Source organism: Micromonospora sp. NPDC047670 (assembly GCF_043204915.1).
GTDB lineage: Bacteria > Actinomycetota > Actinomycetes > Mycobacteriales > Micromonosporaceae > Micromonospora.
In genome coordinates, this window is sequence record NZ_JBIDDA010000001.1 from 218468 (window position 1) to 240397 (window position 21930).

The 21930-nt window shown below is 72.7% G+C and carries 18 protein-coding genes; 14 read left to right on the forward strand and 4 right to left on the reverse strand.

What is annotated here, in order from left to right; translation table 11 throughout:
- Positions 1–38 precede the first annotated feature (38 nt).
- From nuoE to ACGF7U_RS01135, 11 genes are all read left to right on the forward strand, one after another.
- On the forward strand, positions 39–1217 hold the full coding sequence (gene nuoE, locus ACGF7U_RS01085) for an NADH-quinone oxidoreductase subunit NuoE (RefSeq protein WP_393102045.1): 1179 nt from the start codon (positions 39–41) through the stop codon (positions 1215–1217).
- Positions 1214–2530, forward strand: a complete 1317-nt coding sequence (nuoF, locus tag ACGF7U_RS01090; protein WP_393102046.1) for an NADH-quinone oxidoreductase subunit NuoF — start codon at positions 1214–1216, stop codon at positions 2528–2530. The genes nuoE and nuoF overlap by 4 nt, the downstream gene beginning before the upstream one ends.
- Before the next feature lie 55 nt (positions 2531–2585).
- Positions 2586–5075 (forward strand): NADH-quinone oxidoreductase subunit G, encoded by a 2490-nt coding sequence (locus ACGF7U_RS01095; RefSeq protein ID WP_393102047.1) that lies wholly within the window; start codon positions 2586–2588, stop codon positions 5073–5075.
- On the forward strand, positions 5072–6427 hold the full coding sequence (nuoH, locus tag ACGF7U_RS01100) for an NADH-quinone oxidoreductase subunit NuoH (protein WP_393102048.1): 1356 nt from the start codon (positions 5072–5074) through the stop codon (positions 6425–6427). The genes ACGF7U_RS01095 and nuoH overlap by 4 nt, the downstream gene beginning before the upstream one ends.
- A gap of 1 nt (position 6428) precedes the next feature.
- Positions 6429–7070: an NADH-quinone oxidoreductase subunit NuoI gene (gene nuoI / locus ACGF7U_RS01105; protein ID WP_393102049.1), complete on the forward strand. Its 642-nt coding sequence runs from the start codon at positions 6429–6431 to the stop codon at positions 7068–7070.
- Positions 7067–7837 (forward strand): NADH-quinone oxidoreductase subunit J, encoded by a 771-nt coding sequence (locus ACGF7U_RS01110; RefSeq protein ID WP_393102050.1) that lies wholly within the window; start codon positions 7067–7069, stop codon positions 7835–7837. Before nuoI ends, ACGF7U_RS01110 begins: the two co-directional genes overlap by 4 nt.
- Positions 7834–8133, forward strand: coding sequence for an NADH-quinone oxidoreductase subunit NuoK (gene nuoK, locus ACGF7U_RS01115; RefSeq protein WP_089002424.1), 300 nt, complete (start codon positions 7834–7836; stop codon positions 8131–8133). The genes ACGF7U_RS01110 and nuoK overlap by 4 nt, the downstream gene beginning before the upstream one ends.
- A gap of 11 nt (positions 8134–8144) precedes the next feature.
- Positions 8145–10103, forward strand: coding sequence for an NADH-quinone oxidoreductase subunit L (gene nuoL, locus ACGF7U_RS01120; protein WP_393102051.1), 1959 nt, complete (start codon positions 8145–8147; stop codon positions 10101–10103).
- Between the two features lie 64 nt (positions 10104–10167).
- Complete coding sequence (locus ACGF7U_RS01125; RefSeq protein WP_393102052.1) at positions 10168–11703, forward strand: NADH-quinone oxidoreductase subunit M; 1536 nt, start codon at positions 10168–10170, stop codon at positions 11701–11703.
- A 52-nt stretch (positions 11704–11755) separates the two neighbouring features.
- Positions 11756–13309 (forward strand): NADH-quinone oxidoreductase subunit NuoN, encoded by a 1554-nt coding sequence (nuoN, locus tag ACGF7U_RS01130; RefSeq protein WP_393102053.1) that lies wholly within the window; start codon positions 11756–11758, stop codon positions 13307–13309.
- 90 nt (positions 13310–13399) lie between these two features.
- On the forward strand, positions 13400–14485 hold the full coding sequence (locus ACGF7U_RS01135) for a polyprenyl synthetase family protein (protein WP_393102054.1): 1086 nt from the start codon (positions 13400–13402) through the stop codon (positions 14483–14485).
- An 85-nt stretch (positions 14486–14570) separates the two neighbouring features.
- Here the strand turns inward: ACGF7U_RS01135 and ACGF7U_RS01140 are convergent, their stop codons facing one another.
- Entirely contained in the window at positions 14571–15752 is a 1182-nt protein-coding gene (locus tag ACGF7U_RS01140) for an MFS transporter (RefSeq protein WP_393102055.1), read from the reverse strand.
- A 154-nt stretch (positions 15753–15906) separates the two neighbouring features.
- On the opposite strand from ACGF7U_RS01140, the gene ACGF7U_RS01145 reads away from it, so the two are divergent.
- Positions 15907–16689 carry an IclR family transcriptional regulator gene (locus ACGF7U_RS01145; protein WP_393102056.1) on the forward strand — a complete coding sequence of 261 codons (783 nt, stop codon included), beginning with the start codon at positions 15907–15909 and terminating at the stop codon, positions 16687–16689.
- 110 nt (positions 16690–16799) lie between these two features.
- Here ACGF7U_RS01145 and ACGF7U_RS01150 read toward each other — a convergent pair whose 3' ends face one another.
- Positions 16800–18923 (reverse strand): PhoX family protein, encoded by a 2124-nt coding sequence (locus ACGF7U_RS01150; RefSeq protein WP_393102057.1) that lies wholly within the window; start codon positions 18921–18923, stop codon positions 16800–16802.
- A 248-nt stretch (positions 18924–19171) separates the two neighbouring features.
- On the opposite strand from ACGF7U_RS01150, the gene ACGF7U_RS01155 reads away from it, so the two are divergent.
- On the forward strand, positions 19172–19666 hold the full coding sequence (locus ACGF7U_RS01155) for a sigma-70 family RNA polymerase sigma factor (RefSeq protein WP_393102885.1): 495 nt from the start codon (positions 19172–19174) through the stop codon (positions 19664–19666).
- Positions 19663–20355, forward strand: coding sequence for an anti-sigma factor family protein (locus tag ACGF7U_RS01160; protein WP_393102058.1), 693 nt, complete (start codon positions 19663–19665; stop codon positions 20353–20355). The genes ACGF7U_RS01155 and ACGF7U_RS01160 overlap by 4 nt, the downstream gene beginning before the upstream one ends.
- 115 nt (positions 20356–20470) lie before the next feature.
- Here ACGF7U_RS01160 and rarD read toward each other — a convergent pair whose 3' ends face one another.
- Both rarD and ACGF7U_RS01170 read right to left on the reverse strand, forming a co-directional pair.
- The gene (gene rarD, locus ACGF7U_RS01165; RefSeq protein WP_393102059.1) at positions 20471–21391 is read right to left on the reverse strand and encodes an EamA family transporter RarD; all 921 of its coding nucleotides are present in this window, start codon (positions 21389–21391) and stop codon (positions 20471–20473) included.
- Positions 21388–21888: a GNAT family N-acetyltransferase gene (locus ACGF7U_RS01170; protein WP_393102060.1), complete on the reverse strand. Its 501-nt coding sequence runs from the start codon at positions 21886–21888 to the stop codon at positions 21388–21390. The genes rarD and ACGF7U_RS01170 overlap by 4 nt, the downstream gene beginning before the upstream one ends.
- Positions 21889–21930: the final 42 nt, after the last annotated feature.

Here is a 21930-nt window from a genome sequence, read left to right on the forward strand (position 1 = left end):
CTTGCGAGCCCCGCAGTCGCGAACGGAAGGCGACGCTGATGAGCGTTTTCACTGACGAGACCCGGGCCCGGGCGCGGGAGATCATCGCCCGCTACCCGGCCGACCGGTCCCGGTCGGCGCTGCTGCCGCTGCTGCACCTGGTGCAGGCCGAGGAGGGCTACGTCTCGCCGGCCGGCGTGGAGTTCTGCGCCGAGGTGCTGGGCCTGAACAAGGCCCAGGTCGGCGCGGTGGCCACCTTCTACACCATGTACAAGCGCCGGCCGACCGGCGACTACCTGGTCAGCGTCTGCACCAACACCATGTGCGACGTGCTCGGTGGCCAGAAGGTCTACGACACCCTCGCCGAGCACCTCGGGGTGGGGCACGACGAGACCACCGCCGACGGCAAGATCACCCTGGAGCACGCCGAGTGCCTGGCGGCCTGCGACTACGGGCCGGTGATGACCGTCAACTACGACTTCTTCGACGGCGTGGACCCGCAGACCGCGGTCGGCGTGGTCGACGAGTTGCGCGCCGGTGGGCGGCCGATGCCGACCCGGGGCGCCCGGCTCTGCACGCTCAAGGAGATGGCGGTGCAGCTCGCCGGCTTCGCCGACGAGCGCGAGGGCGCGGTCGCCGACGGCGGGCCGGGGGAGCCCACCCTGCGCGGGCTGCGGCTGGCGCAGGAACACGGCATCTCGGTGCCGGGCTTCGACCCGAACACCCCGATCCGGAGCAAGGCCGAGGCCGACAGGGCCGCCGCCGAGGCGAAGGCCAGGACCGAGGCCGCCGCGAAGCCGGCCCCGGCGCCGGCCGGGACCGAGCCGGCCAAGGCCGCGTCGAACGGCGGCGCGGCCCGTCCGGGTACGGCCGCCAACGCGGGCGTCGGCGAGCCGGCCCGCCCCGCCGAGGCAGCCGGCAGCACCACCCGCGACGTGAAGGCGCCGGACGACAAGTCGCCCGAGGTGCGGGCCGCCGAGACCCGGCAGCCCGACGCGGCGACCGCCGTGCCGGACGCGCCGGGCACCAAGGTCCCGACGGACGCCGTGCCGCCGGCGCCCCGGGACGCCCAGGCGGCGGAGGCCGCCGGAGCCGCGGCCAACGCGCCGGCCGGCGACGGCAAGCCCGCCGGCGACGAGGCCGGGGCGCAGGAGCGCAACCTCAAGGAAGCCGAGGCGGGGGCCGGCGCCGGTGGCGCGGGCTCCGCCCGCGCGAGCGAGACGGGGGTCCAGAAGTGACCACTCCCCGGCCGGAGACCCTGGCCAAGCTGACGCCGGTACTCACCAAGCGCTGGCTGTCGCCGGACGCCTGGCGGATCGGCACCTACGAGAAGCTCGACGGCTACGCGGCCCTGCGCAAGGCGCTCAAGGCCCACCCGGACGACCTGATCCAGCTCATCAAGGACTCCGGGCTGCGCGGTCGCGGCGGCGCCGGCTTCCCGACCGGTCTCAAGTGGGGGTTCATCCCGCAGGGCGACGGCAAGCCGCACTACCTCGTGGTCAACGCCGACGAGGGCGAGCCGGGCACCTGCAAGGACCTCCCGCTGATGACGCACGACCCGCACTCGCTCGTCGAGGGCGTGATCATCGCGTCGTACGCGATCCGGGCCAGCCGCGCCTACATCTACATCCGGGGCGAGGCGGTGCACGCCGCGCGCCGGCTGCGCAACGCCGTGCAGGAGGCGTACGCGAGGGGCTACCTCGGCCGCAACATCCAGGGCAGCGGCTTCGACCTGGACCTGGTGGTGCACTCCGGCGCCGGGGCGTACATCTGCGGCGAGGAGACGGCGCTGCTGGACTCGCTGGAGGGCTTCCGGGGCCAGCCCCGGCTGCGCCCGCCGTTCCCGGCGACCCACGGCCTGTACGCGAGCCCGACCGTCGTCAACAACGTCGGCACCATCGCCAGCGTGCCGTACATCGTGCTGGGCGGCGCGGACTGGTGGAAGACCATGGGCACGGAGAAGTCCTCCGGCCCGATGATCTACTCGCTCTCCGGCCGGATCGCCAACCCGGGCCAGTACGAGTGCTCCATGGGCATCACGCTGCGGGAGCTGATCGAGCTGGCCGGCGGCATGCAGCCCGGCCACAACCTGAAGTTCTGGACGCCCGGCGGCTCGTCGACGCCGCTGCTCACCGCCGAGCACCTGGACGTGCCGCTGGACTTCGAGGGGGTGGCGGCGGCCGGCTCGATCCTCGGCACCACGGCCACCCAGATCTTCTCCGACCAGGACTGCCCGGTCTACGCGACCTACCGGTGGCTGGAGTTCTACCACCACGAGTCGTGCGGCAAGTGCACCCCGTGCCGCGAGGGCAACTACTGGATGGTCCGGGTCTACCGGCGGATCCTCGCCGGCCAGGGCACCCACGAGGACCTGGACACCCTGCTCGACACCTGCGACAACATCCTCGGCCGCTCGTTCTGCGGCCTGGGTGACGGTGCGACCAGCTCGGTGACCTCGTCGCTGAAGTACTTCAAGCAGGACTACCTCGACTACATCGAGGGACGTACCGCGCCGAAGCTGTCGGACAAGCAGCTGGTGGGAGCGCACTGATGAGCGCGAGGAACGAGCTTGCGAGTCCCGCAGTCGCGAATGGAAGGCGGCTCTGATGACTGACGTGGTCAAGGCCCCCGAGACCGTCACGCTCACCATCGACGGCGTCGAGGTCACCGCCCCCAAGGGGGCGCTGCTGATCCGGGTCGCCGAGCAGATGGGCACCGAGATCCCCCGGTTCTGCGACCACCCGCTGCTGGCCCCGGCCGGCGCGTGCCGCCAGTGCCTGGTCGAGGTGGAGGGGCAGCGCAAGCCGGTCGCCTCCTGCACCCAGACCGTCGCCGACGGCATGGTCGTGCGCACCCAGCTCACCTCCGCGGTCGCCAAGAAGGCGCAGGAGGGGGTCATGGAGCTGCTGCTGCTCAACCACCCGCTCGACTGCCCGATGTGCGACAAGGGCGGCGAGTGCCCGCTGCAGAACCAGGCGATGTCCACCGGTCGCAGCGACTCGCGGTTCCACGAGCACAAGCGGGAGTACCCGAAGCCGCTGCCGATCAGCACCCAGGTGCTGCTCGACCGCGAGCGCTGCGTGCTGTGCCAGCGCTGCACCCGGTTCTCCGAGGAGATCGCCGGCGACAAGTTCATCGACCTGATGGGCCGGTCGTCCGCCGAGGAGATCAACATCTACCGGGACGAGGAGTACGGCGCGGAGCCCGGCGAGGAGACGGGCGACGTCCCGTTCAACTCGTACTTCTCCGGCAACACCGTGCAGATCTGCCCGGTCGGCGCGCTGACCGGCACCCAGTACCGCTTCCGCGCCCGCCCGTTCGACCTGGTCTCCACCCCGAGCGTCTGCGAGCACTGCTCGGCCGGGTGCGCCCAGCGCACCGACTGGCGGCGGGGCAAGGTGCTGCGGCGGCTGGCCGGCGACGACCCGGCGGTGAACGAGGAGTGGAACTGCGACAAGGGGCGGTGGGGCTTCCAGTACACCCGCGCCTTCGACCGGCTGACCACCCCGCTGGTGCGTGACGAGCGCACCGGCGAGCTGCGCGAGGCGTCGTGGAGCGAGGCGCTGACCGTGGCGGCCGAGGGACTGCGTGCGGCGCGGGACGGTGGGCGGGGCACGGCGGTGCTGACCGGCGGCCGGCTGACCGTCGAGGACGCCTACGCGTACGCGAAGTTCGCCCGGGTCGCGCTGAACACCAACGACATCGACTTCCGGGCCCGGCCGGTCTCCCGTGAGGAGGCCGACTTCCTGGCCAGCTCCGTCGCCGGGGTCACCGACGTCACGTACGCCGACGTGGAGAACGCGCCGGCCGTGGTGCTGGTCGGGCTGGAGCCGGAGGAGGAGTGCCCGATCCTCTTCCTGCGGCTGCGCAAGGCGTACCTGAAGAAGAAGCTGACGGTGTACGCGATCGCGCCGTTCGCCACCCGCGGCCTGGAAAAGCTCGGGGCCAAGCTGGCCCGGGTGGTGCCGGGCGAGGAGGCGACCGTGCTCGCCGAGCACGCCACGGTCGCCGAGGCGCTGGGCGCCGAGGGCGCGATCCTGATCGTCGGCGAGCGGCTGGCGAGCGTTCCGGGCGGCCTCTCCGCCGCCGCGGACGTCGCCCGGCGTACCGGCGCGAAGCTGGCCTGGGTGCCGCGGCGCGCGGGCGACCGCGGCGCGGTCGACGCGGGCTGCCTGCCCAACCTGCTCCCCGGTGGCCGGCTGGTCACCGAGCCCGCCGCCCGGGCGGAGCTGGGTGAGGCCTGGGACATCGCGGCCGGGGTGATCCCGAGCCAGGCCGGCCGGGACACCGACGGCATCCTCGCCGCCGCCGCCAACGACCAGCTCGGCGCGCTGGTGGTGGCCGGGGTCGACCCGGCCGACCTGGCCGACCCCCGGCTGGCCGAGGCGGCCCTGGACGCGGTGCCGTTCCTGGTCAGCCTGGAGCAGCGGATGAGCGCGGTGGCCCGCCGGGCCGACGTGGTCTTCCCGGTCGCCCCGGTGGCGGAGAAGGCCGGCAGCTTCCTGGACTGGGAGGGGCGGCTGCGCACCTTCGAGGCGGTGCTGAACACGGGCGCGATGACGGACGGCCGGGTGCTGGACGCGCTCGCCGCCCAGCTCGACGTGCGGCTCGGCACCGGCGACGTGCTCAGCGTCCGCCGCGAGCTGGGCGCGCTGCCGCGCACCCGCACCGACCGGCCGGCCGCCCCGGCGGTGGAGCCCGCCACGGTGCCGCAGCCCGGCGCCGGCGAGGCGGTGCTCGCCACCTGGCACCAGCTGATCGACCTGGGCAGCCTCACCGACGGCGACGAGCACCTCGCGGGCACCGCCCGCCCGCCGGTGGTCCGGCTGGGCAAGGGCACCGCGGAGACGCTCGGCGTCGCCGACGGCGACCCGGTGACGGTGGGCACCGACCGGGGGGCGCTGACCCTGCCGGCGGCGATCACCGAGATGCCGGACGGCGTCGTCTGGCTGCCGACCAACTCGCCCGGCGCGACCGTGCGGCGCAGCCTCGGCGCGACGTCCGGCGCGGTCGTCCGGATCCCCGCCGCCGCGGTCGCCGCCGACGCGACCGACCGCCCGGGCCCGCTCCTCAACGCAGGGGGTGCAATCCAGTGAACGCGGTCTACCTGGCCCAGGACCCGACGCTGGCCGACTTCGGCCGGGACCCGTGGTGGCTGGTCCTCATCAAGATCGTCTTCGCCTTCGTCTTCGGTCTGCTCGCCACCCTGCTCGGCGTCTGGTTCGAGCGGCGGGTCGTGGGCCGCATGGCGGTGCGGCCCGGCCCCAACCAGGTCGGTCCGTTCGGCCTGCTGCAGACCCTCGCCGACGGCCTCAAGATGGCCTTCAAGGAGGACATCCTGCCGAAGGCGGCCGACAAGGTCGTCTACTTCTTCGCGCCGACCATCTCGGTGATCTGCGCGGTCACCGCGCTGTCGGTGGTGCCGTTCGGCCCGATGGTGAGCATCTTCGGCCACTGGACGCCGCTACAGGTCACCGACGTGCCGGTGGCGGTGCTGGTGCTGCTGGCCTGCTCGTCGATGGGCATCTACGGCATCGTGCTCGGCGGCTGGGCCTCCGGCTCGACCTACCCGCTCCTCGGCGGCCTGCGCTCCAGCGCCCAGATGATCTCGTACGAGGTCGCCATGGGCCTGAGCATCGTGGCGGTGTTCATGACCGCCGGCACGATGTCCACCAGCGGGATCGTCGCCGCCCAGGCGGACGGCACCCGGCTGAGCATCGCGGGCGTCGAGGTCCCGGCCCCCGGCTGGTACGCGATCCTGCTGCTGCCCAGCTTCGTCATCTTCTTCATCGCCACCGTCGGCGAGACCAACCGCGCGCCGTTCGACCTGCCCGAGGCGGAGTCCGAGCTGGTCGCGGGCTTCATGACCGAGTACAGCTCGCTGAAGTTCGCGCTCTTCATGCTCAGCGAGTACGTCTCGATGGTCACCATGTCCGCGGTCACCACGACGCTCTTCCTGGGCGGCTGGCGGGCCCCGGCGCCGATCACCACGATCTGGGCCGGCGCCAACTCCGGCTGGTGGCCGATGCTCTGGTTCTTCACCAAGGTCGTCCTGCTGGTCTTCGTCTTCGTCTGGCTGCGGGGCACGCTGCCCCGGCTGCGCTACGACCAGTTCATGCGCTTCGGCTGGAAGGTGCTGCTCCCGATCAACCTGGTCTGGATCCTCGTCCTGTCCGGCCTGCGCTCGATCGAGGACTGGGACTCGCGCAGCAAGCTGATCGCGGTCGGCATCCCGGCCGGCATCCTGCTCCTCGCCACGCTGCTGTGGCCGAGCCGGAAGCCGCAGCCGAAGCCGACCGTCCAGGAGCAGGTCGACAACCGGCCGCACGGCAGCTTCCCGCTGCCCCCGATGGACCTGCAGGTACCACCGAGCCCGCGCACCAGGCGCGTGGTCGCCGAGCGGGAGCCGGCCAACATCGCCGCCGGCTCGGACTCCAGGGAGGTGTGACGTGGGCGCGATCACCGGAACGTTCAAGGGCTTCGGTGTCACCTTCTCGCACATGTTCAGGAAGGTCGTCACCACCGACTACCCGTTCAAGCCGCCGGTCTCGGCGCCGCGCTACCACGGGCGGCACATCCTGAACCGGCACCCGGACGGGCTGGAGAAGTGCATCGGGTGCGAGCTGTGCGCCTGGGCCTGCCCGGCGGACGCGATCTACGTCGAGGGTGGCGACAACACCGACGAGCAGCGCTTCTCGCCGGGTGAGCGGTACGCCAGCGTCTACCAGATCAACTACGCCCGGTGCATCTTCTGCGGGCTCTGCATCGAGGCCTGCCCGACCCGCTCGCTCACCATGAGCAACGAGTACGAGCTGGCCCGGGACAGCCGGCAGGACCTGATCTTCACGAAGGAGCAGCTGCTCGCGCCGCTGCTGCCGGGCATGGAGCAGCCGCCGCACCCGATGCGGCTGGGCGACAGCGAGAAGGACTACTACGTCGGCGCGCTGACCAACCCAGGCACCTCGGCCGGCGCCGAGCACTCGGCCAACAACCCGGGCCGGTACCAGGTGGAGGAGCACCCCGGCGTGACCTTCCCCGGCGCCGAGCAGCACGCCCAGCGGGCCGCGGCCGGCAAGGGGGACGGAGCATGACCACGCAGACGGTGCTCGCCGCGGCGGGCGGTGTCTCCGGCGGGGAGCAGGTCACCTTCTGGATCCTGGCCCCGCTGGCGTTGATCGGCGCGATCGGGATGGTCGCGGCGCGCAACGCCGTGCACTCGGCGCTCTGGCTGGTGCTGACCATGCTCTGCCTGGGCGTGTTCTACGTGCTCCAGGCGGGGCCGTTCATCGGCATGGTGCAGATCATCGTCTACACCGGCGCGATCATGATGCTGTTCCTGTTCGTGCTGATGCTGGTCGGCCGGGACGCCTCGGACTCGCTGATCGAGACGCTCCGCGGGCAGCGGGTCGCCGCGGTGGTGCTGGGGCTCGGCTTCGCCGGCCTCGTCGGCGGCGGGCTCTGGCGCGCGCTGGACGGCACCTCGGCCGTCGGCCTGGAGCAGGCCAACGCCGAGGGCAACGTGCAGGGCATCGCCCGGCTGCTGTTCACCAAGTACGTCTTCGCCTTCGAGCTGACCTCGGCGCTGCTCATCACCGCCGCGGTCGGCGCGATGGTGCTGGCGCACCTCGAGCGGCGCAAGCAGGACAAGCTGGACCAGCCGACGACCATGCGGGCGCGTTTCGCCCCGGGCAACTACCCGGGCCCGAAGCCCGGCCCGGGTGTCTACGCGACCTCCTCCTCGGTGGCCACCCCGGCCCGCCTGCCCGACGGCCGGCTGACCGAGGGGAGCACCCCGGACATCCTGCCGGTGCGCGAGCTCACCGACCGGGAGACCACGCTGAAGGGGACCGACAAGTGACGCCCGACTACTACCTGGTGCTGGCCGCGGTGCTGTTCACCATCGGCGCGGTCGGCGTGCTCATCCGACGCAACGCGATCGTGCTGTTCATGTGCGTCGAGCTGATGCTCAACGCGGCCAACCTGACGCTGGTCACCTTCAGCCGGATCAACGGTGACCTCAACGGCCAGATCATGGCGTTCTTCGTGATGGTGGTGGCGGCGGCCGAGGTCGTGGTCGGGCTCGCCATCATCATGGCGATCTTCCGGACCCGGCGCTCCGCGAGCGTCGACGACGCCAACCTGCTGAAGTACTGAGGGGTCCTGCGGTGGGAACGATTCTGACGAACGCCCCGGCTGAGCCGGCGGGCACCATCGCCTACGCGACGGCGGACGGGCTGCTGGGCAGCGTCTGGCTGTTGGTGGCGATCCCGCTGGTCAGCGCGGCGGTCCTGCTGCTGCTGGGCCGGCGGGCCGACCGCTGGGGGCACTGGCTCGGGGTGGCCGCCATCGGCGCCGCGTTCGTGCTGGGCCTGACCTACTTCTTCCAGCTGCGTGGCCTGGAGAACAAGTCGGTCGAGCTGAGCCTCTGGGACTTCATCACGGTCGGCGACCTGCGGGTGGACTTCGGTCTGCTCTTCGACCCGCTGGCCGCCGTCTTCGTGCTGCTGATCACCGGGGTGGGCTTCCTGATCCACCTCTACGCGGTCGAGTACATGGCGCACGACGCGGGCCGGCGGCGGTTCTTCGGGTACTTCAACCTGTTCGTCGCCGCCATGCTCCTGCTGGTGCTCGGCAACAACTACGTGATGCTCTACTTCGGCTGGGAGGGCGTCGGCCTGGCGTCGTACCTGCTGATCTCGTTCTGGTACGAGCGGCCGAGCGCCGCCACGGCCGGCAAGAAGGCGTTCCTGATGAACCGGGTCGGCGACGCCGGCCTGGCAATCGGCATCTTCATCATGTTCGCCACCCTCGGCACCACGCAGTACGACGAGGTCTTCAACGGCGTCGGCGCGCTGGGCGCGACCACCGTGCTGGTGCTCGGCCTGCTGCTGCTGCTCGGCGCGACCGGCAAGTCCGGCCAGTTCCCGCTCCAGGCGTGGCTGCCGGACGCGATGGAGGGCCCGACCCCGGTGTCGGCGCTCATCCACGCCGCCACCATGGTCACCGCCGGCGTCTACCTGATCGCCCGGTCCAACCCGATCTTCTCGGCCAACTCCACCCTCCAGCTCGTGGTGGTGAGCGTCGGCGCGCTGACCCTGCTGATCGGCTGCGTCATCGGCGCGGCCAAGGACGACATCAAGCGGGTGCTGGCCTGGTCGACGGTGAGCCAGATCGGCTACATGTTCGTCGGCGTCGGCCTCGGCGGCGCGGCGTACGCCCTGGCGATCGTGCACCTGCTGGCGCACGGCTTCTTCAAGGCGAACATGTTCCTCGGCGCCGGCTCGGTCATGCACGGGATGAACGACCAGGTCGACATCCGCCGCTTCGGCGGGCTGTCGAAGCACATGAAGATCACCTGGATCACCTTCATGATGGGCTGGCTCGCCATCATCGGCATGTTCCCGTTCTCCGGCTTCTTCTCGAAGGAGCCGATCATCGTGGCCGCGTTCGAGCGGGAGGACTGGACGGCCTGGCTCTTCGGCATGGCCGCGCTGCTCGGCGCCGGGCTCACCGCGTTCTACATGACCCGGCTCTTCGTGCTCACCTTCCACGGGCCGAAGCGCTGGACGGAGGACATCGAGCACCCGCACGAGTCGCCGAAGCTCATGACCATCCCGCTGATCCTCCTCGCCGTGGGCTCGGTCGGGGCGGGTTTCCTGCTCGCCACCTCGGTGCCGGACTGGCTGGAGGCCACCGCGGGGCTGGGCGGCCAGGAGGAGGGCCACCACGCGGTGCTCTCGCACACCGTGATCACCGTGCTCTCGCTGCTGGTGACCGTGCTCGGCGCCGGGCTGGCCTGGTTCCTGTTCCGGGGCGGCACGGCCACCGCGCCGCAGCCGGCCGGGGTGCTGGTCACCGCCGCCCGGCGCAACCTCTACACCGACGCGTTCAACGAGGCGGTCTTCGAGAAGCCGGGCATCTTCCTCACCCGGGCGCTGGTCTACCTGGACAACCGGGGCGTGGACGGGCTGGTCAACGGCCTCGCCGCGGCGGTCGGCGGCGGCTCCGGTCGGCTCCGGCGGCTCCAGACCGGCTTCGTCCGGTCGTACGCCACCTCGATCCTGACCGGCGCGCTGCTGGTGGTGGCGGCGTTCCTGGCCGTCGAGGCGGGGTGGCTGGCGTGATCGACCTCTTCCAGGCGGCCGTCGTCGGCGGACCGCGCAGTGACGACGGAGGTAAGGCCGCATAATGTCCGACTTCCCGTTCCTCTCGGTGCTCACCGTGGCACCGCTGGTCGGCGCCCTGGTGGTGGCCTTCCTGCCGCGCAGCCGGCCGGAGCTGGCCAAGCAGGTGGCGCTCGGCTGGTCGCTGCTGGTGCTGGCGCTGTCGGTGGTCATGTGGGTGACCTTCAAGGTCGGCGGTGACCGCTTCCAGTTCCGCGAGTCCTACGCGTGGATCCCGAACTGGGGCGTCAACTTCACCTTCGCCGCCGACGGCATCGCGCTGGTCATGCTGATGCTGATCGCGGTGCTGGTGCCGCTGGTGATCCTGGCGTCCTGGCACGACGCCGAGTCGTCGAAGCGGTCGGTGCCGGTCTACTTCGCGCTGCTGCTCGTCCTCGAGTGCACGATGATCGGCGTCTTCGCCGCCGCCGACGTGTTCCTGTTCTACGTGTTCTTCGAGGTCATGCTGGTGCCGATGTACTTCCTCATCGGCAGCTACGGCGGCCACCAGCGGCAGTACGCGGCGGTGAAGTTCTTCCTCTACTCCCTGGTCGGCGGTCTGTTCATGCTCGCCGCGGTGATCGGCCTCTGGGTGGTCGGCGGGAAGACCTTCGACTGGCAGGCGCTGTCCCAGGTGGACATCTCCACGGGCACGGAGCGCTGGCTCTTCCTCGGCTTCTTCCTCGCGTTCGCGATCAAGGCGCCGTTCTTCCCGTTCCACACCTGGCTGCCGGACGCCGGTGGCGCGGCCCCGGCCGGCGCGGCGGCGCTGCTCGTCGGCGTGCTCGACAAGGTCGGCACCTTCGGCATCCTGCGCTACTGCCTGCCGCTGTTCCCGGACGCGGCCAAGTGGTTCGCCCCGTGGGCGCTGGCGCTGGGCCTGATCGGCATCATCTACGCCGCGCTGCTGGCGGTGGGCCAGAACGACCTGAAGCGGCTGGTGTCGTACACGTCGATCGCGCACTTCGGCTTCATCGGCGTGGGCATCTTCGCCTTCACCACGCAGGCGGGCACCGGCGCCGTGCTCTACATGGTCAACCACGGGCTCGCCACCGGCCTGCTCTTCCTGGTGGTGGGCATGCTCATCGCCCGGCGCGGCTCGGCCCTGATCAGCGACTTCGGCGGCGCCGGCAAGCTGGTGCCGATCCTGGCCGGAGTGCTCTTCTTCGCCGGTCTGGCCTCGCTCGCGCTGCCCGGCACCGCGCCGTTCGTCTCCGAGTTCCTGGTGCTGATCGGCACCTTCACGGTGAACAAGCCGGTCGCGGTGATCGCGACGCTCGGCATCATCCTGGCCGCCGCGTACGTGCTGTGGATGGTGCAGCGCACCACGCAGGGCACGCTCAACCCGGCGCTGACCGAGGTCGACGGCATGCGGCGCGACCTCAACCTGCGCGAGAAGTTCGTGGTCGCCCCGCTGATCGCGCTGATCGTGCTGCTCGGCTTCTACCCGAAGCCGGTGACCGACGTGATCAACCCGGCCGTGCAGGCGACCATGCAGGACGTCGGCCGGACCGACCCCGCCCCGACCTCGGGCGGCACCGTCCAGGAGGCGGCAAAGTGAGCGCGAGGCGTGAGCTCGCGAGCCCCGCAGTCGCGAACGAAAGGTTTGCGCAGTGACCGAGCTGAAACTGCCGTCGATCGACTACGCGGCGCTCGCGCCGACTCTGATCATGCTGGGCGCCGCGCTGCTCGGCGTGCTGGTCGAGGCGTTCGTGCCCCGCCGGCTCCGGCACGTGGTGCAGCTGTCGCTGGCCCTGCTGGCGGTGCTCGCCGCGCTGACCATGGTGGTGCTGGCGGCCGACGAGCGGTCGATCACCATCGGCGGGGCGATCGCGGTGGACGGGCCGACGCTCTTCCTCCAGGGCGCGATCCTGGTGCTCGCCGCGATGGCGCTGCTGCTCATCGGCGAGCGCTCGGTGGAGCGGGGCGGGGCGTTCGTCGCCCAGGCCGCGGTCACCGCCGAGTCGGCCGACGACCGGCGGCAGGCCGAGGGCAAGAACGGCCTCACCGAGGTCTACCCGCTGACCACGTTCGCGATCGGCGGCATGCTGATCTTCGTGGCGGCGAACGACCTGCTGACCATGTTCATCGCGCTCGAGGTCTTCTCGCTGCCGCTGTACCTGCTCTGCGCGCTGGCCCGTCGCCGGCGCCTGCTGAGCCAGGAGGCCGCGCTGAAGTACTTCATGCTCGGCGCGTACGCCTCGGCCTTCTTCCTGTTCGGCGTGGCCCTGGTGTACGGCTTCACCTCGGGCGTCCCGGGCCGGCCGGCGGGCGTCGACTTCGCCACCGTCCACGCCGCCGTCGCGGACTCCCCGGCCAGCCCGGTGCTGCTCTTCGCCGGCATGGCGCTGCTCGCCATCGGCCTGCTCTTCAAGGCCGCGGCCGCCCCGTTCCACGTCTGGACGCCGGACGTCTACCAGGGCGCGCCGACCCCGGTCACCGCCTTCATGGCCGCCTGCACCAAGGTCGCCGCGTTCGGTGCCCTGCTGCGGGTGTTCCACGTCGCCTTCGACGGGGCCCGGTGGGACTTCACCCCGGTCCTCGGCGCGGTGGCGGTGCTGACCATGCTGATCGGCGCGGTGCTGGCGGTGACCCAGACCGACATCAAGCGGCTGCTGGCGTACTCCTCGATCGCCAACGCCGGCTACCTGCTGGTCGGCGTGCTGGCGCCGAGCGCCGACGGCGTCTCCGGGACGATGTTCTACCTGGTCGCGTACGGCTTCTCGGTGCTCGCCGCGTTCGCCGTGGTGACCCTGGTGCGCGACGCCGACGGGGAGGCCACCCACCTGTCCCGCTGGGCGGGGCTGGGGCGGCGCTCGCCGTTCTACGCCGGGATCTTCACCTTCATCCTGCTCGCCTTCGCCGGCATCCCGCTGACCAGCGGCTTCACGAGCAAGTTCGCGGTCTTCGGCCCGGCGCTCGACGGCGGGCAGGCGTGGCTGGTGATCGCCGGCGTGCTGACCAGCATGGTGCTGGCCTTCCCGTACCTGCGGGTCGTGGTGATGATGTGGCTCTCCGAGCCGGGCGAGTCGACCCCCACCGTGGCCGTGCCCGGCGGGCTGACCTCCGCCGCACTGATGATCGGCGTGATCGCCACCCTGGTCCTCGGTGTCGCCCCCGCGCCGCTGCTCGACCTGGCCACCGGTGCCGCCGAATTTGTCAGATGACCGACGCTCACGCCCGCGGGGGCCGGTACGCCACAGCGTGCCGGCCCCCGCGCCGTATCCCCCGTCCCGGGCAGGTCGGAGGGGTGTGGCATGGTTGATGGCGTGGTGAATCCGGCTGGCGAGCGTTCAGGTGCCCCCGGGTCCGGCGGCCGTCGGACCAGGGTGAGCACGAGTCAGTTCGGCGCGCTCGGCCTCTATCTCGCCGACCCCCGCGTCGAGGCGTCCGTGCTGGGCCTGCTGGAGAGCGTCGAGGCCGAGCTGCGGGCCAGTGTGGCCAGCGCCGACCCGTTCGTCACGGAGGCCGCACGGCACCTGGTGGAGGCCGGCGGCAAGCGGTTCCGCCCGCTGCTGGTGGCGCTGGGCGCGCAGTTCGGCGACCCGACCAACGCCCAGGTCGTGCCCGCCGCGGTGGTGATGGAGCTCACCCACCTGGCGACGCTCTACCACGACGACGTGATGGACGAGGCCGCCGTGCGCCGGGGCGCGCCGAGCGCCAACTCCCGGTGGACCAACTCGGTCGCCATCCTCGTCGGCGACTACCTCTTCGCCCGCGCCGCCGACATCGCCGCCGACCTGGGCATCGAGGCCGTGCGTTTGCAGGCGCGCACCTTCGCCCGGCTGGTGCACGGTCAGATCGCCGAGACTGTCGGCCCCCGCCCCGGGGACGACCAGGTGGCCCACTACCTCGACGTGATCGCCGGCAAGACCGGCTCGCTGATCGCCACCTCGGCCCGTTTCGGCGGCATGTTCGGCGGCGCCTCGCCGGAGCACATCGAGGCCCTGGCCGGCTACGGCGAGACCATCGGCGTGGCCTTCCAGCTCTCCGACGACCTGCTCGACATCGCCTCCGAGTCGGTGGAGTCGGGCAAGACGCCCGGCACCGACCTGCGCGAGGGCGTGCCGACCCTGCCGGTGCTCTACGCGCTCGGCTCGGACGACGCCGACGCCGCCTCGGTGCGGCTGCGGGAGATCCTGGCCACCGGCCCGCTGACCGACGACGACCTGCACGCCGAGGCTCTCGGCCTGCTCCGCGAGAGCCCGGCGCTCAAGCGGGCCCGGGAGACCGTCCGCAGCTACGCCGAGGAGGCCCGGGAGCAGCTCGCGCCGCTCCCGCAGGGCCCGGCCCGCCGCGCCCTCGAATCCCTCTGCGACTACATCGCCGACCGCACCAGCTGACACCCGGCCCGCCTCGCGTGGGGCGCGACCGGCCCGGCCGGTCACTCGTGCCCGTGGTGCCGAGCCGAGGGTCGCCCCGGCCCGGTCACCGGCGGGTGAGCAGCCGGCTGCCGGTGAGCATCAGGGCTGCGGCGGCCAGCATCGCCGCTGCGGCGGTCAGCCACATCGCCGGGTAGCCGGCGTGGGCGGCCACCGCGCCGAGCCCCAGCGGGCCGAGGCAGCCGCCCGCGTACACCCCGGTCTGGGTGATCGAGGTGGCGGCGGCCGGGGCCTGCGGATGCAGCCGGACCACCGCGAAGGTCATCAGCCCGGGCCACGCCCAGCCCAGGCCGAAGCCGAGCACCACGCCGAGGACCAGCGGCGCCGAGCCGGCCGCCGCGAGCAGGCCCAGCCCGCCCGCGCCGAGCACGAGCATGCCGGCGATGACGGCCACGTGACCGGTGGCGCGCCGGTCCGCGAGCCAGCCGGCACCGACCCGTGCGACGACGCAGACCGCGCTGCCGAGGGTCAGGGTCAGGCCGGCCAGCCCGGGCGTCAGTCCCCGGTCGACGGCGGAGTCCACCACGAAGGTGCCCAGCGCGTTCGCGGCGGCCGCGGCGAGCATCGCGGCGGCCCCGACCACCAGCAGGGCCGCGGTGGCGCGCCCGGCCCGGGTGGGCGTGGTCGTCCGGTCCGGGCGGGGCTCCCGTGCGGGTACGGCCGGCAGTGCCGCCAGGGCCGCGCCCGCGGCCGCCACGAAGGCCCAGCGCCACCCGGCGGTCAGCGCGACCGTCGGCACCGCCGCACCGGCGAGCAGGGTGGAGACGGGGATGGCGGCCTGCTTCACCCCGAACGACAGCCCCTGCCGCCGCGCCGGCACGTGCCGGGCCAGCGCGGCGTTGCTGGCGAGCTGGCCGAGGGCGTTGGCGGCGGCGCCGAGCGCCAGCAGCCCGACCAGCACGGCGTACGACCGGGCGAGGGCGGCGACGGCGAGCATCGTCCCGGCGGAGAGCAGGATGGCGCTGCGGGCCACCACGGCCGGCCCGTACCGCTCCACGAGCCGCCCGGACGGCACCGACGCCAGCGCGCCGACCCCGAAGTAGACGGAGACGGCCAGGCCGAGCCCGGCGGGGGAGAAGCCGAGGTCGTCGCCCATCTGCACGGCGAGCCCGCCGACCAGGAAGACCGGCAGGACGGACGCGATGGTGACCGCGACGGCGCCGGCGGCGGCACGCGCGGGGCGGGGCGGGGTGACGCCCGGAGCGGGGTCGAGTGTGGTGCTGGTCATAGCTCGGCCAACCTACCCGAGCCCGTTTCGGGTCACGGATCGTGGCGGCAGGGGTACGCACGGTTCGGGATGATCTGGCATCCTCCATCCGAACGGGCATTTCGCACCGGGCCTGTTTTTCATATGGTGTAAGTCCCCGGCGGCGGAGGTGGTTGTGCGCGACCCCTTGGCGGAACCTTCGGACCTCATCCGGAGCGTGTCCCGCGCGCTACGAGTGCTCGAGTCGGTCGGTCGTGCCCCGAAGGGGCTGACCGTCAAGCAGATCGCCCGTCGGTGTGAGCTGACCGTGGCGACGACCTACCACCTGGTCCGCACCCTGGCCTACGAGGGCTACGTGATCCGGCGCGAGGACGGCACGTACATCGTGGGTCTGGAGGTGGCCGACCGCTACCGCGAGCTGGTGACGGCGTTCCGGGGGCCGCCGACGGTCGGCGAGAGCCTGCGCCGGGCCGCCCTGGACACCGGCTACAGCCACTACCTGGGTCGGTTCGTGGGCGGCCAGGTGGCGGTCACGGCCGTCGCCGAGGGGCCCCGCTCGCCGTACCTGGAGGACATGGTGCCCGGGTTCGACGAGGGGGCGCACGCGACCGCCCTGGGCAAGGCCCTGCTCGCCACGCTGACGGCCGAGCAGCGCTTCCGCTACCTGCGGGAATACGGCATGCGCCCGTTCACCTCGGCCACCCTGACCACCCCGGAGGCGTTCGAGGCCGACCTGGCCGCCGGCGACCGGCGGGGCATGCAGCTGGAGCTGGGCCAGTTCCGGCAGGGCGTGGCCTGCGCCGCCGTGCTGGTCAGCCCCGACAAGGACATGGAGCGCCGGGTGGTGCTGGCCTGCGCCCTGCCGGCCGGCGAGATGATGACCTCGGCCCGGGTGGTCCGGGCGAAGCTGCTCACGGTCGCCCGGACGATCGCCGACTGCCTGGCCGCCGACAGCTGACCCGGCCGCGCCGCGTGGCGGTGTCCGGGGCGGAAACGACCGGGGGCCCGCACCCCGGTTGGGGTGAGGGCCCCCGGTGGCGGTCCGGCGCCGGACCGCCCGAGGAGGAGTCAGCTGCCGATCGGCCCGCCGTCCAGACGCCAGGTCACCACCACGCCGGGCTTGGCGTAGTCGCCGTCCGGCCAGTTCGACGCCGGCTTCTCGACCGACGCCCCGCTGATCTCACCGGGGTGCTGCACCGCCACGAAGACCGAGCGGTTGTCGCCGGTGATGAACGGGCCGCAGGCCTCCGCGCCCACCGGCACGGTCAGGAACTGCTTGAGGTGACCCCGTTCCGGCCCCTCGACGGCGGTCGCGAAGAGGCCGTCGTTGCTGCCCAGCGCGTTGCCGTCGGTGGAGATCCAGAGGTTGCCGGTGGCGTCGAACGCGACGTTGTCCGGGCAGGAGATCGGGGAGACCTTCGTCTTGTCGTACCCGGAGAAGTAGGTCGACGGGTCGGCCGGGTCGCCGCAGACGATCGGCAGCGACCAGGCGAACGTCTCGGCGGAGTTGTCGCCGCCGTCCTCGATGAGCTCCAGCACCTGGCCGTGCTTGTTGAGGTTGCGCGGGTTCGCCTCGTCGGCGGCCGGCTTCTCGGTCTTGCCCCGGTCGGTGTTGTTGGTCAGCGCCACGTACACCTTGCCGGTGAGCAGGCTCGGCTCGACGTCCTCGGGGCGGTCCATCTTCGTCGCCCCGACCTTGTCGCCCGCCAGCCGGGTGAAGGTGAGCACGTCGGCGGCGGTCATCCCGTCGACGTACGAGCGGTTGCCGCTGACCAGCTTGATCCAGCGGCCCCGGCCGTTGAACGCGCCGTCGGACGGGAGCTTGCCGGAACCGTCGATCTCGCCGGCGCTGCTCTGCTTCAGCTCGGCGACGTAGAGGGTGCCCGACTCCAGCAGGGTCAGGTTGTGCCGGCGGGCGACCCAGGAGTTGCCCTTCATGAACTTCTTGTCGGAGACGAACTTGTAGAGGTAGTCGAAGCGCTCGTCGTCACCCATGTACGCGACCACGTGCCCGCTCTTCGCGACGATGACGTTCGCGCCCTCGTGCTTGAACCGGCCCAGCGCGGTGTGCTTGCGCGGGCGGCTCTCCGGGTCGAACGGGTCGATCTCCACGATCCAGCCGAACCGGTTCGCCTCGTTCGGGTGCTTCGCCAGGTCGAACCGCTCGTCGGCGCGCTCCCACTTGCGGCTGCCGTTCGGGTAGCGGGCGGTGGTGGTGATGCCGTAGCGGGCCAGCTTCGGCTTCAGCTCGGCGGCCACCGCGTCGCCGCCGACGAAGTACTGGTTGAAGTTCTCCTCGCCGGAGAGCACGGTGCCCCACGGGGTCACGCCGCCGGCGCAGTTGTTCAGGGTGCCGACGACCGTACGACCCTTCGGGTCGGCGGCGGTCTTCAGGTGGTCCGAGCCGGCGGCCGGGCCGGTCAGCTCGAACTTCGTGGCGAGCGCGGTGATCCGCCGGTTGTACGGCCGCCGGCCGTTGCCGACCGGCCGCCACTGCCCGGTGCCGTCCACCCGCTCCAACTCCACCACGGACATGCCGTGCGCGGCCATGGCGATCCGGAGCTGCTCCACGGTCAGGGCGTCCTGGCCGGTGAAGCCGGGGAACATCAGGTCCTCGTTGGTGTACTCGTGGTTGACCACGAGCAGCGCCCGCCGGCCGCGACCGTCCAGCGGCAGCACCCCCACGAAGTCGTTGTTGTAGCCGAACTGCTTGGCCTGCGCGGCGGCGGTCTGACCGTGCAGGTCGAACTCGGGCGCGCCCGGGACGACGGGATCGCCCCAGCGGATGACGACCGCGTGGTCGTACCCGTTGGGGACGACGAGGCTGTCCAGGGTGTTGGGCGGCACCGGCTTGAAGGTCAGGGCGCCGCTGCCGACGCCGCCGGCCGGACGGCCGAAGCCGGCGGCCTCGGGGACCACGGGAGTGGCGGGGGCGGCCGCGGCGGGGGCGGCGGCCAGCGCGCCGGCCGCCGCGCCACCGAAGCCGAGGACCAGCGCGCCGACCGCGCCGGCCCGGACTACGCCGCGCCGGGAGACCTCCGCGCCCACCACGTCACCGAAGTACGCGTTGTCGGAGGTGTTCGGCACCGGGTGGTCGCAGGCGTTGCCGCACCGGTAGAGACAGGTCATGGCGTCGCGGCTGCCGTGGCGGGTGGCGCCCAGCAACGGGAGCAGCCGGGGACGGTCGCTCATGGAAGGAGCCTCCTGGAGGGGTCGGTGCACGCCGGACAGCCGCTGGCGTGCGTACCCGCCGGACGGTAGGAGGACGCGGTGAGCGGGCGTCGGCGGCGGCGTGAACCGGGCGTGAACACCTGCGCCGGGAGGCCAGGGTGACCTGCGGCTGAACCGATCGGGGCGACCACGCGTATTCCCGTGCGAACGCCACCGCCGGACTCGCGCCCGAGAGCGAGGAGACCGCCATCAGCGACCACGACGCCCAACTGCTCCGCACGCTGCACGACGAGCACGCGGAGGCGCTGTACGCGCACGCCCTGCGCCTCGTCAACGGCGACCGGCAGCGGGCCGAGGACCTGGTGCAGGAGACGCTGCTGCGGGCCTGGCGGCACCCGGGGTCGCTCGACCCGGCGCGCGGCTCGGTCCGCGCCTGGCTCTTCACCACCGCCCGCAACCTGGCCATCGACGCCTGGCGGCGCCGCTCCACGCGGGTCGGCGAGGTCTTCACCGACGAACTGCCCGAGCCCTCGGAGACCGTCGACGAGGCGGAGCGCGCGGTGGAGGCCTGGACCGTCGCCGAGGCGCTGAACCGGCTCAGCCCCACCCACCGCGAGGTGCTGGTGGAGTGCTTCTACCAGGGCCGGTCGGTGGCGGAGGCGGCCTCCCGGCTGGGCGTGCCGCCGGGCACGGTGAAGTCGCGGACGCACTACGCCCTGCGCTCACTACGGTTGGTGCTTGCCGAGATGGGGGTGACCGGATGACCCGGTGCGAGTTCGCGCACGACGACGGCGCGTACGTGCTGGGTGCGCTGGCTCCCGCCGAGCGGGCGGCGTACGAACGGCACCTCGCCGGCTGCGCCGCCTGCCGCCAGGCGGTCGCCGAGATCGCCGTCCTGCCCGGCCTGCTCGGCCGGCTCGACCCGGCGGGCCTGGAGCAGTTCGTGCCGCCGCCGGAGAACCCCCGGGTGCCCGAGCTGCTCACCGCCGCCCGCGAGCGCCGCCGCCGCGAGCGGTCGGCCGTCCGTCGCCGGTACGCCCTCACCGCCCTCGCCGCCGCCGCGTTGGCCCTGGTCGTCGGCGTCGGCACGGCCGCCCTGCTGCCCCGCGAGGCGGTCACCCCGCCCACGGGGGAGGTGCGGATGGTCGCCATGGAGCCGGTGGCCGGCACCGTGCCGGTGCACGCCGAGATCGCCCTGACCGGCACCGACTGGGGCACCGAGGTGCGGATGCGCTGCGGGTACGACGCCAGGGCGGGGTACGCCAAGGCGTACGCCTTCCGGCTGGTGGCCCACGGCTGGGACGGCGCGACGGAGCAGGTCGCCTCCTGGCTCGCCGCTCCCGGCGACGACCTGCGGATCACCGGCGCGACCCGCTTCACCGACGCCGAACTGGTCCGCATCACCCTGCACCGAGCCGACGGGCCCCCGCTGCTCACCTACCCGATCCCGTGACGCCCCCGGACGCGCACTCGCTCGGCCAGCGCGGCTGACCCGCGCCGTCGGGCCGGCCCGGCTCGCCGGGGTCGCGCACACCCGTGCCCCGGCGCGCCGGTCGCGCCGCCCGGCGCTACGCCGGGGCGGGCGCCGGGACCGCGGCGCGGGCGCGGGCGCGGGCGCGGCGGGAGTTGCGGACGGCGTCGACGGTGAAGACGATCAGCGCGGCCCAGACCAGGGCGAAGCCGGCCAGCCGGGCCGGCGGCATCGGCTCGTGGAAGATCAGCACGCCGCAGCCGAGTTGGAGGATCGGGGCGAGGTACTGGAGCATGCCGAGCCCGGTGAGCGGGAGCCGGTTCGCCGCCCCGGCGAAGAGCAACAGCGGGATCGCGGTCGCCGCGCCGGCCGACACCAGCAGCGCGGTGTGCCCGACCGAGACGTGCCCGAAGGTGGCGCCGCCGTCGGCGGCCAACCAACCCAGGTACGCCAGCGCGGGCAGCGCCAGCACCGCCGACTCGACGAAGAGTCCCTCCGCGGCCGGCAGGCCGAGCCGCTTCTTGACCAGGCCGTAACCGGCGAAGCTGAGCGCCAGCACCAGCGCCAGGTAGGGCAACCGGCCGTAGTCGACGGTCAGCACGGCCACGGCCAGCCCGCCGATGCCCAGCGCCGCCCACTGCGCGGGGCGCAGCCGCTCGCGCAGCACGGTGACGCCCAGCAGCACCACCACCAGCGGGTTGATGAAGTAGCCGAGGGCCGTCTCCACCACCCGGTCCGAGTTGACGCCGTAGATGTAGGTGCCCCAGTTGACCGCGATGAGCGCGGCGGCCGCGCCGATGCCGGCCAGCGCGCGGGGCCGGCGCAGCAGCGCCCGCAGGAAGCCCACGTTGCGCATCGTGGCCAGCAGCAGGGCGACGAACGCCACCGACCAGACGATCCGGTGGGCCAGGATCTCCATCGGCCCGGCCGGGCGCAGCAGCTTCAGGTAGAGCGGGAAGAAGCCCCAGAGCAGGTACGCACCGAAGCCGTAGAGGTAGCCGAGGCGGAGTGGCGTCACGCCTCCACCGTAAGGGGCGGCTGGCCGCTCTGATCCTTGCCGGTGACCGGGCTCACGGGCTGGTCCCGCTGGTCGAGTTGCATCCAGCGGTGCGGATCCGTCATCGGGGCGAAGCCGACCTTCGCGTACACCTCGTGGGCGTCGAAGGTGGCCAGCAGGATCCGGCGTACGCCGAGGCCGGCGAGGTGGTCGCGGACCGCGCCGGCCAGCCAGGTGCCCAGCCCCCGGCCCCGCTCGGCGGGGTCGACGTAGACGTCGCAGAGCCAGGCGAAGGTGGCCCCGTCGGTGACCGCCCGGGCGACCGCGACCTGCCGCCCGTCACCGGGGCGGTAGACCCCGAACGGCAGCGATCCGGCGAACGCGCGCGCCACCGTCTCCCGGTCCCGCCCGATCGCCCAGTACGCGTCGGTGGAGAGCCAGTGGTGCACGCGGTCCAGGTCGATCCGGTCCGGATCGGTGCTGAGCAGGGAGCCGTCGTCGCGGGTCAGGGTCGTCACCCCGGTGACGCTAGCCCGGCGACCCGCGCCGCTCGGCAGCCA

What these genes read in the sequence shown, in the direction of transcription:
- nuoE (WP_393102045.1), top strand. Translation starts at nt 39, where the DNA reads ATGAGCGTTTTCACTGACGAGACCCGGGCCCGGGCGCGGGAGATCATC.
- ACGF7U_RS01095 (WP_393102047.1), top strand. Translation starts at nt 2,586, where the DNA reads ATGACTGACGTGGTCAAGGCCCCCGAGACCGTCACGCTCACCATCGAC.
- ACGF7U_RS01110 (WP_393102050.1), top strand. Translation starts at nt 7,067, where the DNA reads ATGACCACGCAGACGGTGCTCGCCGCGGCGGGCGGTGTCTCCGGCGGG.
- ACGF7U_RS01125 (WP_393102052.1), top strand. Translation starts at nt 10,168, where the DNA reads ATGTCCGACTTCCCGTTCCTCTCGGTGCTCACCGTGGCACCGCTGGTC.
- ACGF7U_RS01135 (WP_393102054.1), top strand. Translation starts at nt 13,400, where the DNA reads ATGGTTGATGGCGTGGTGAATCCGGCTGGCGAGCGTTCAGGTGCCCCC.
- ACGF7U_RS01140 (WP_393102055.1), bottom strand. Translation starts at nt 15,752, where the DNA reads ATGACCAGCACCACACTCGACCCCGCTCCGGGCGTCACCCCGCCCCGC.
- ACGF7U_RS01150 (WP_393102057.1), bottom strand. Translation starts at nt 18,923, where the DNA reads ATGAGCGACCGTCCCCGGCTGCTCCCGTTGCTGGGCGCCACCCGCCAC.
- ACGF7U_RS01160 (WP_393102058.1), top strand. Translation starts at nt 19,663, where the DNA reads ATGACCCGGTGCGAGTTCGCGCACGACGACGGCGCGTACGTGCTGGGT.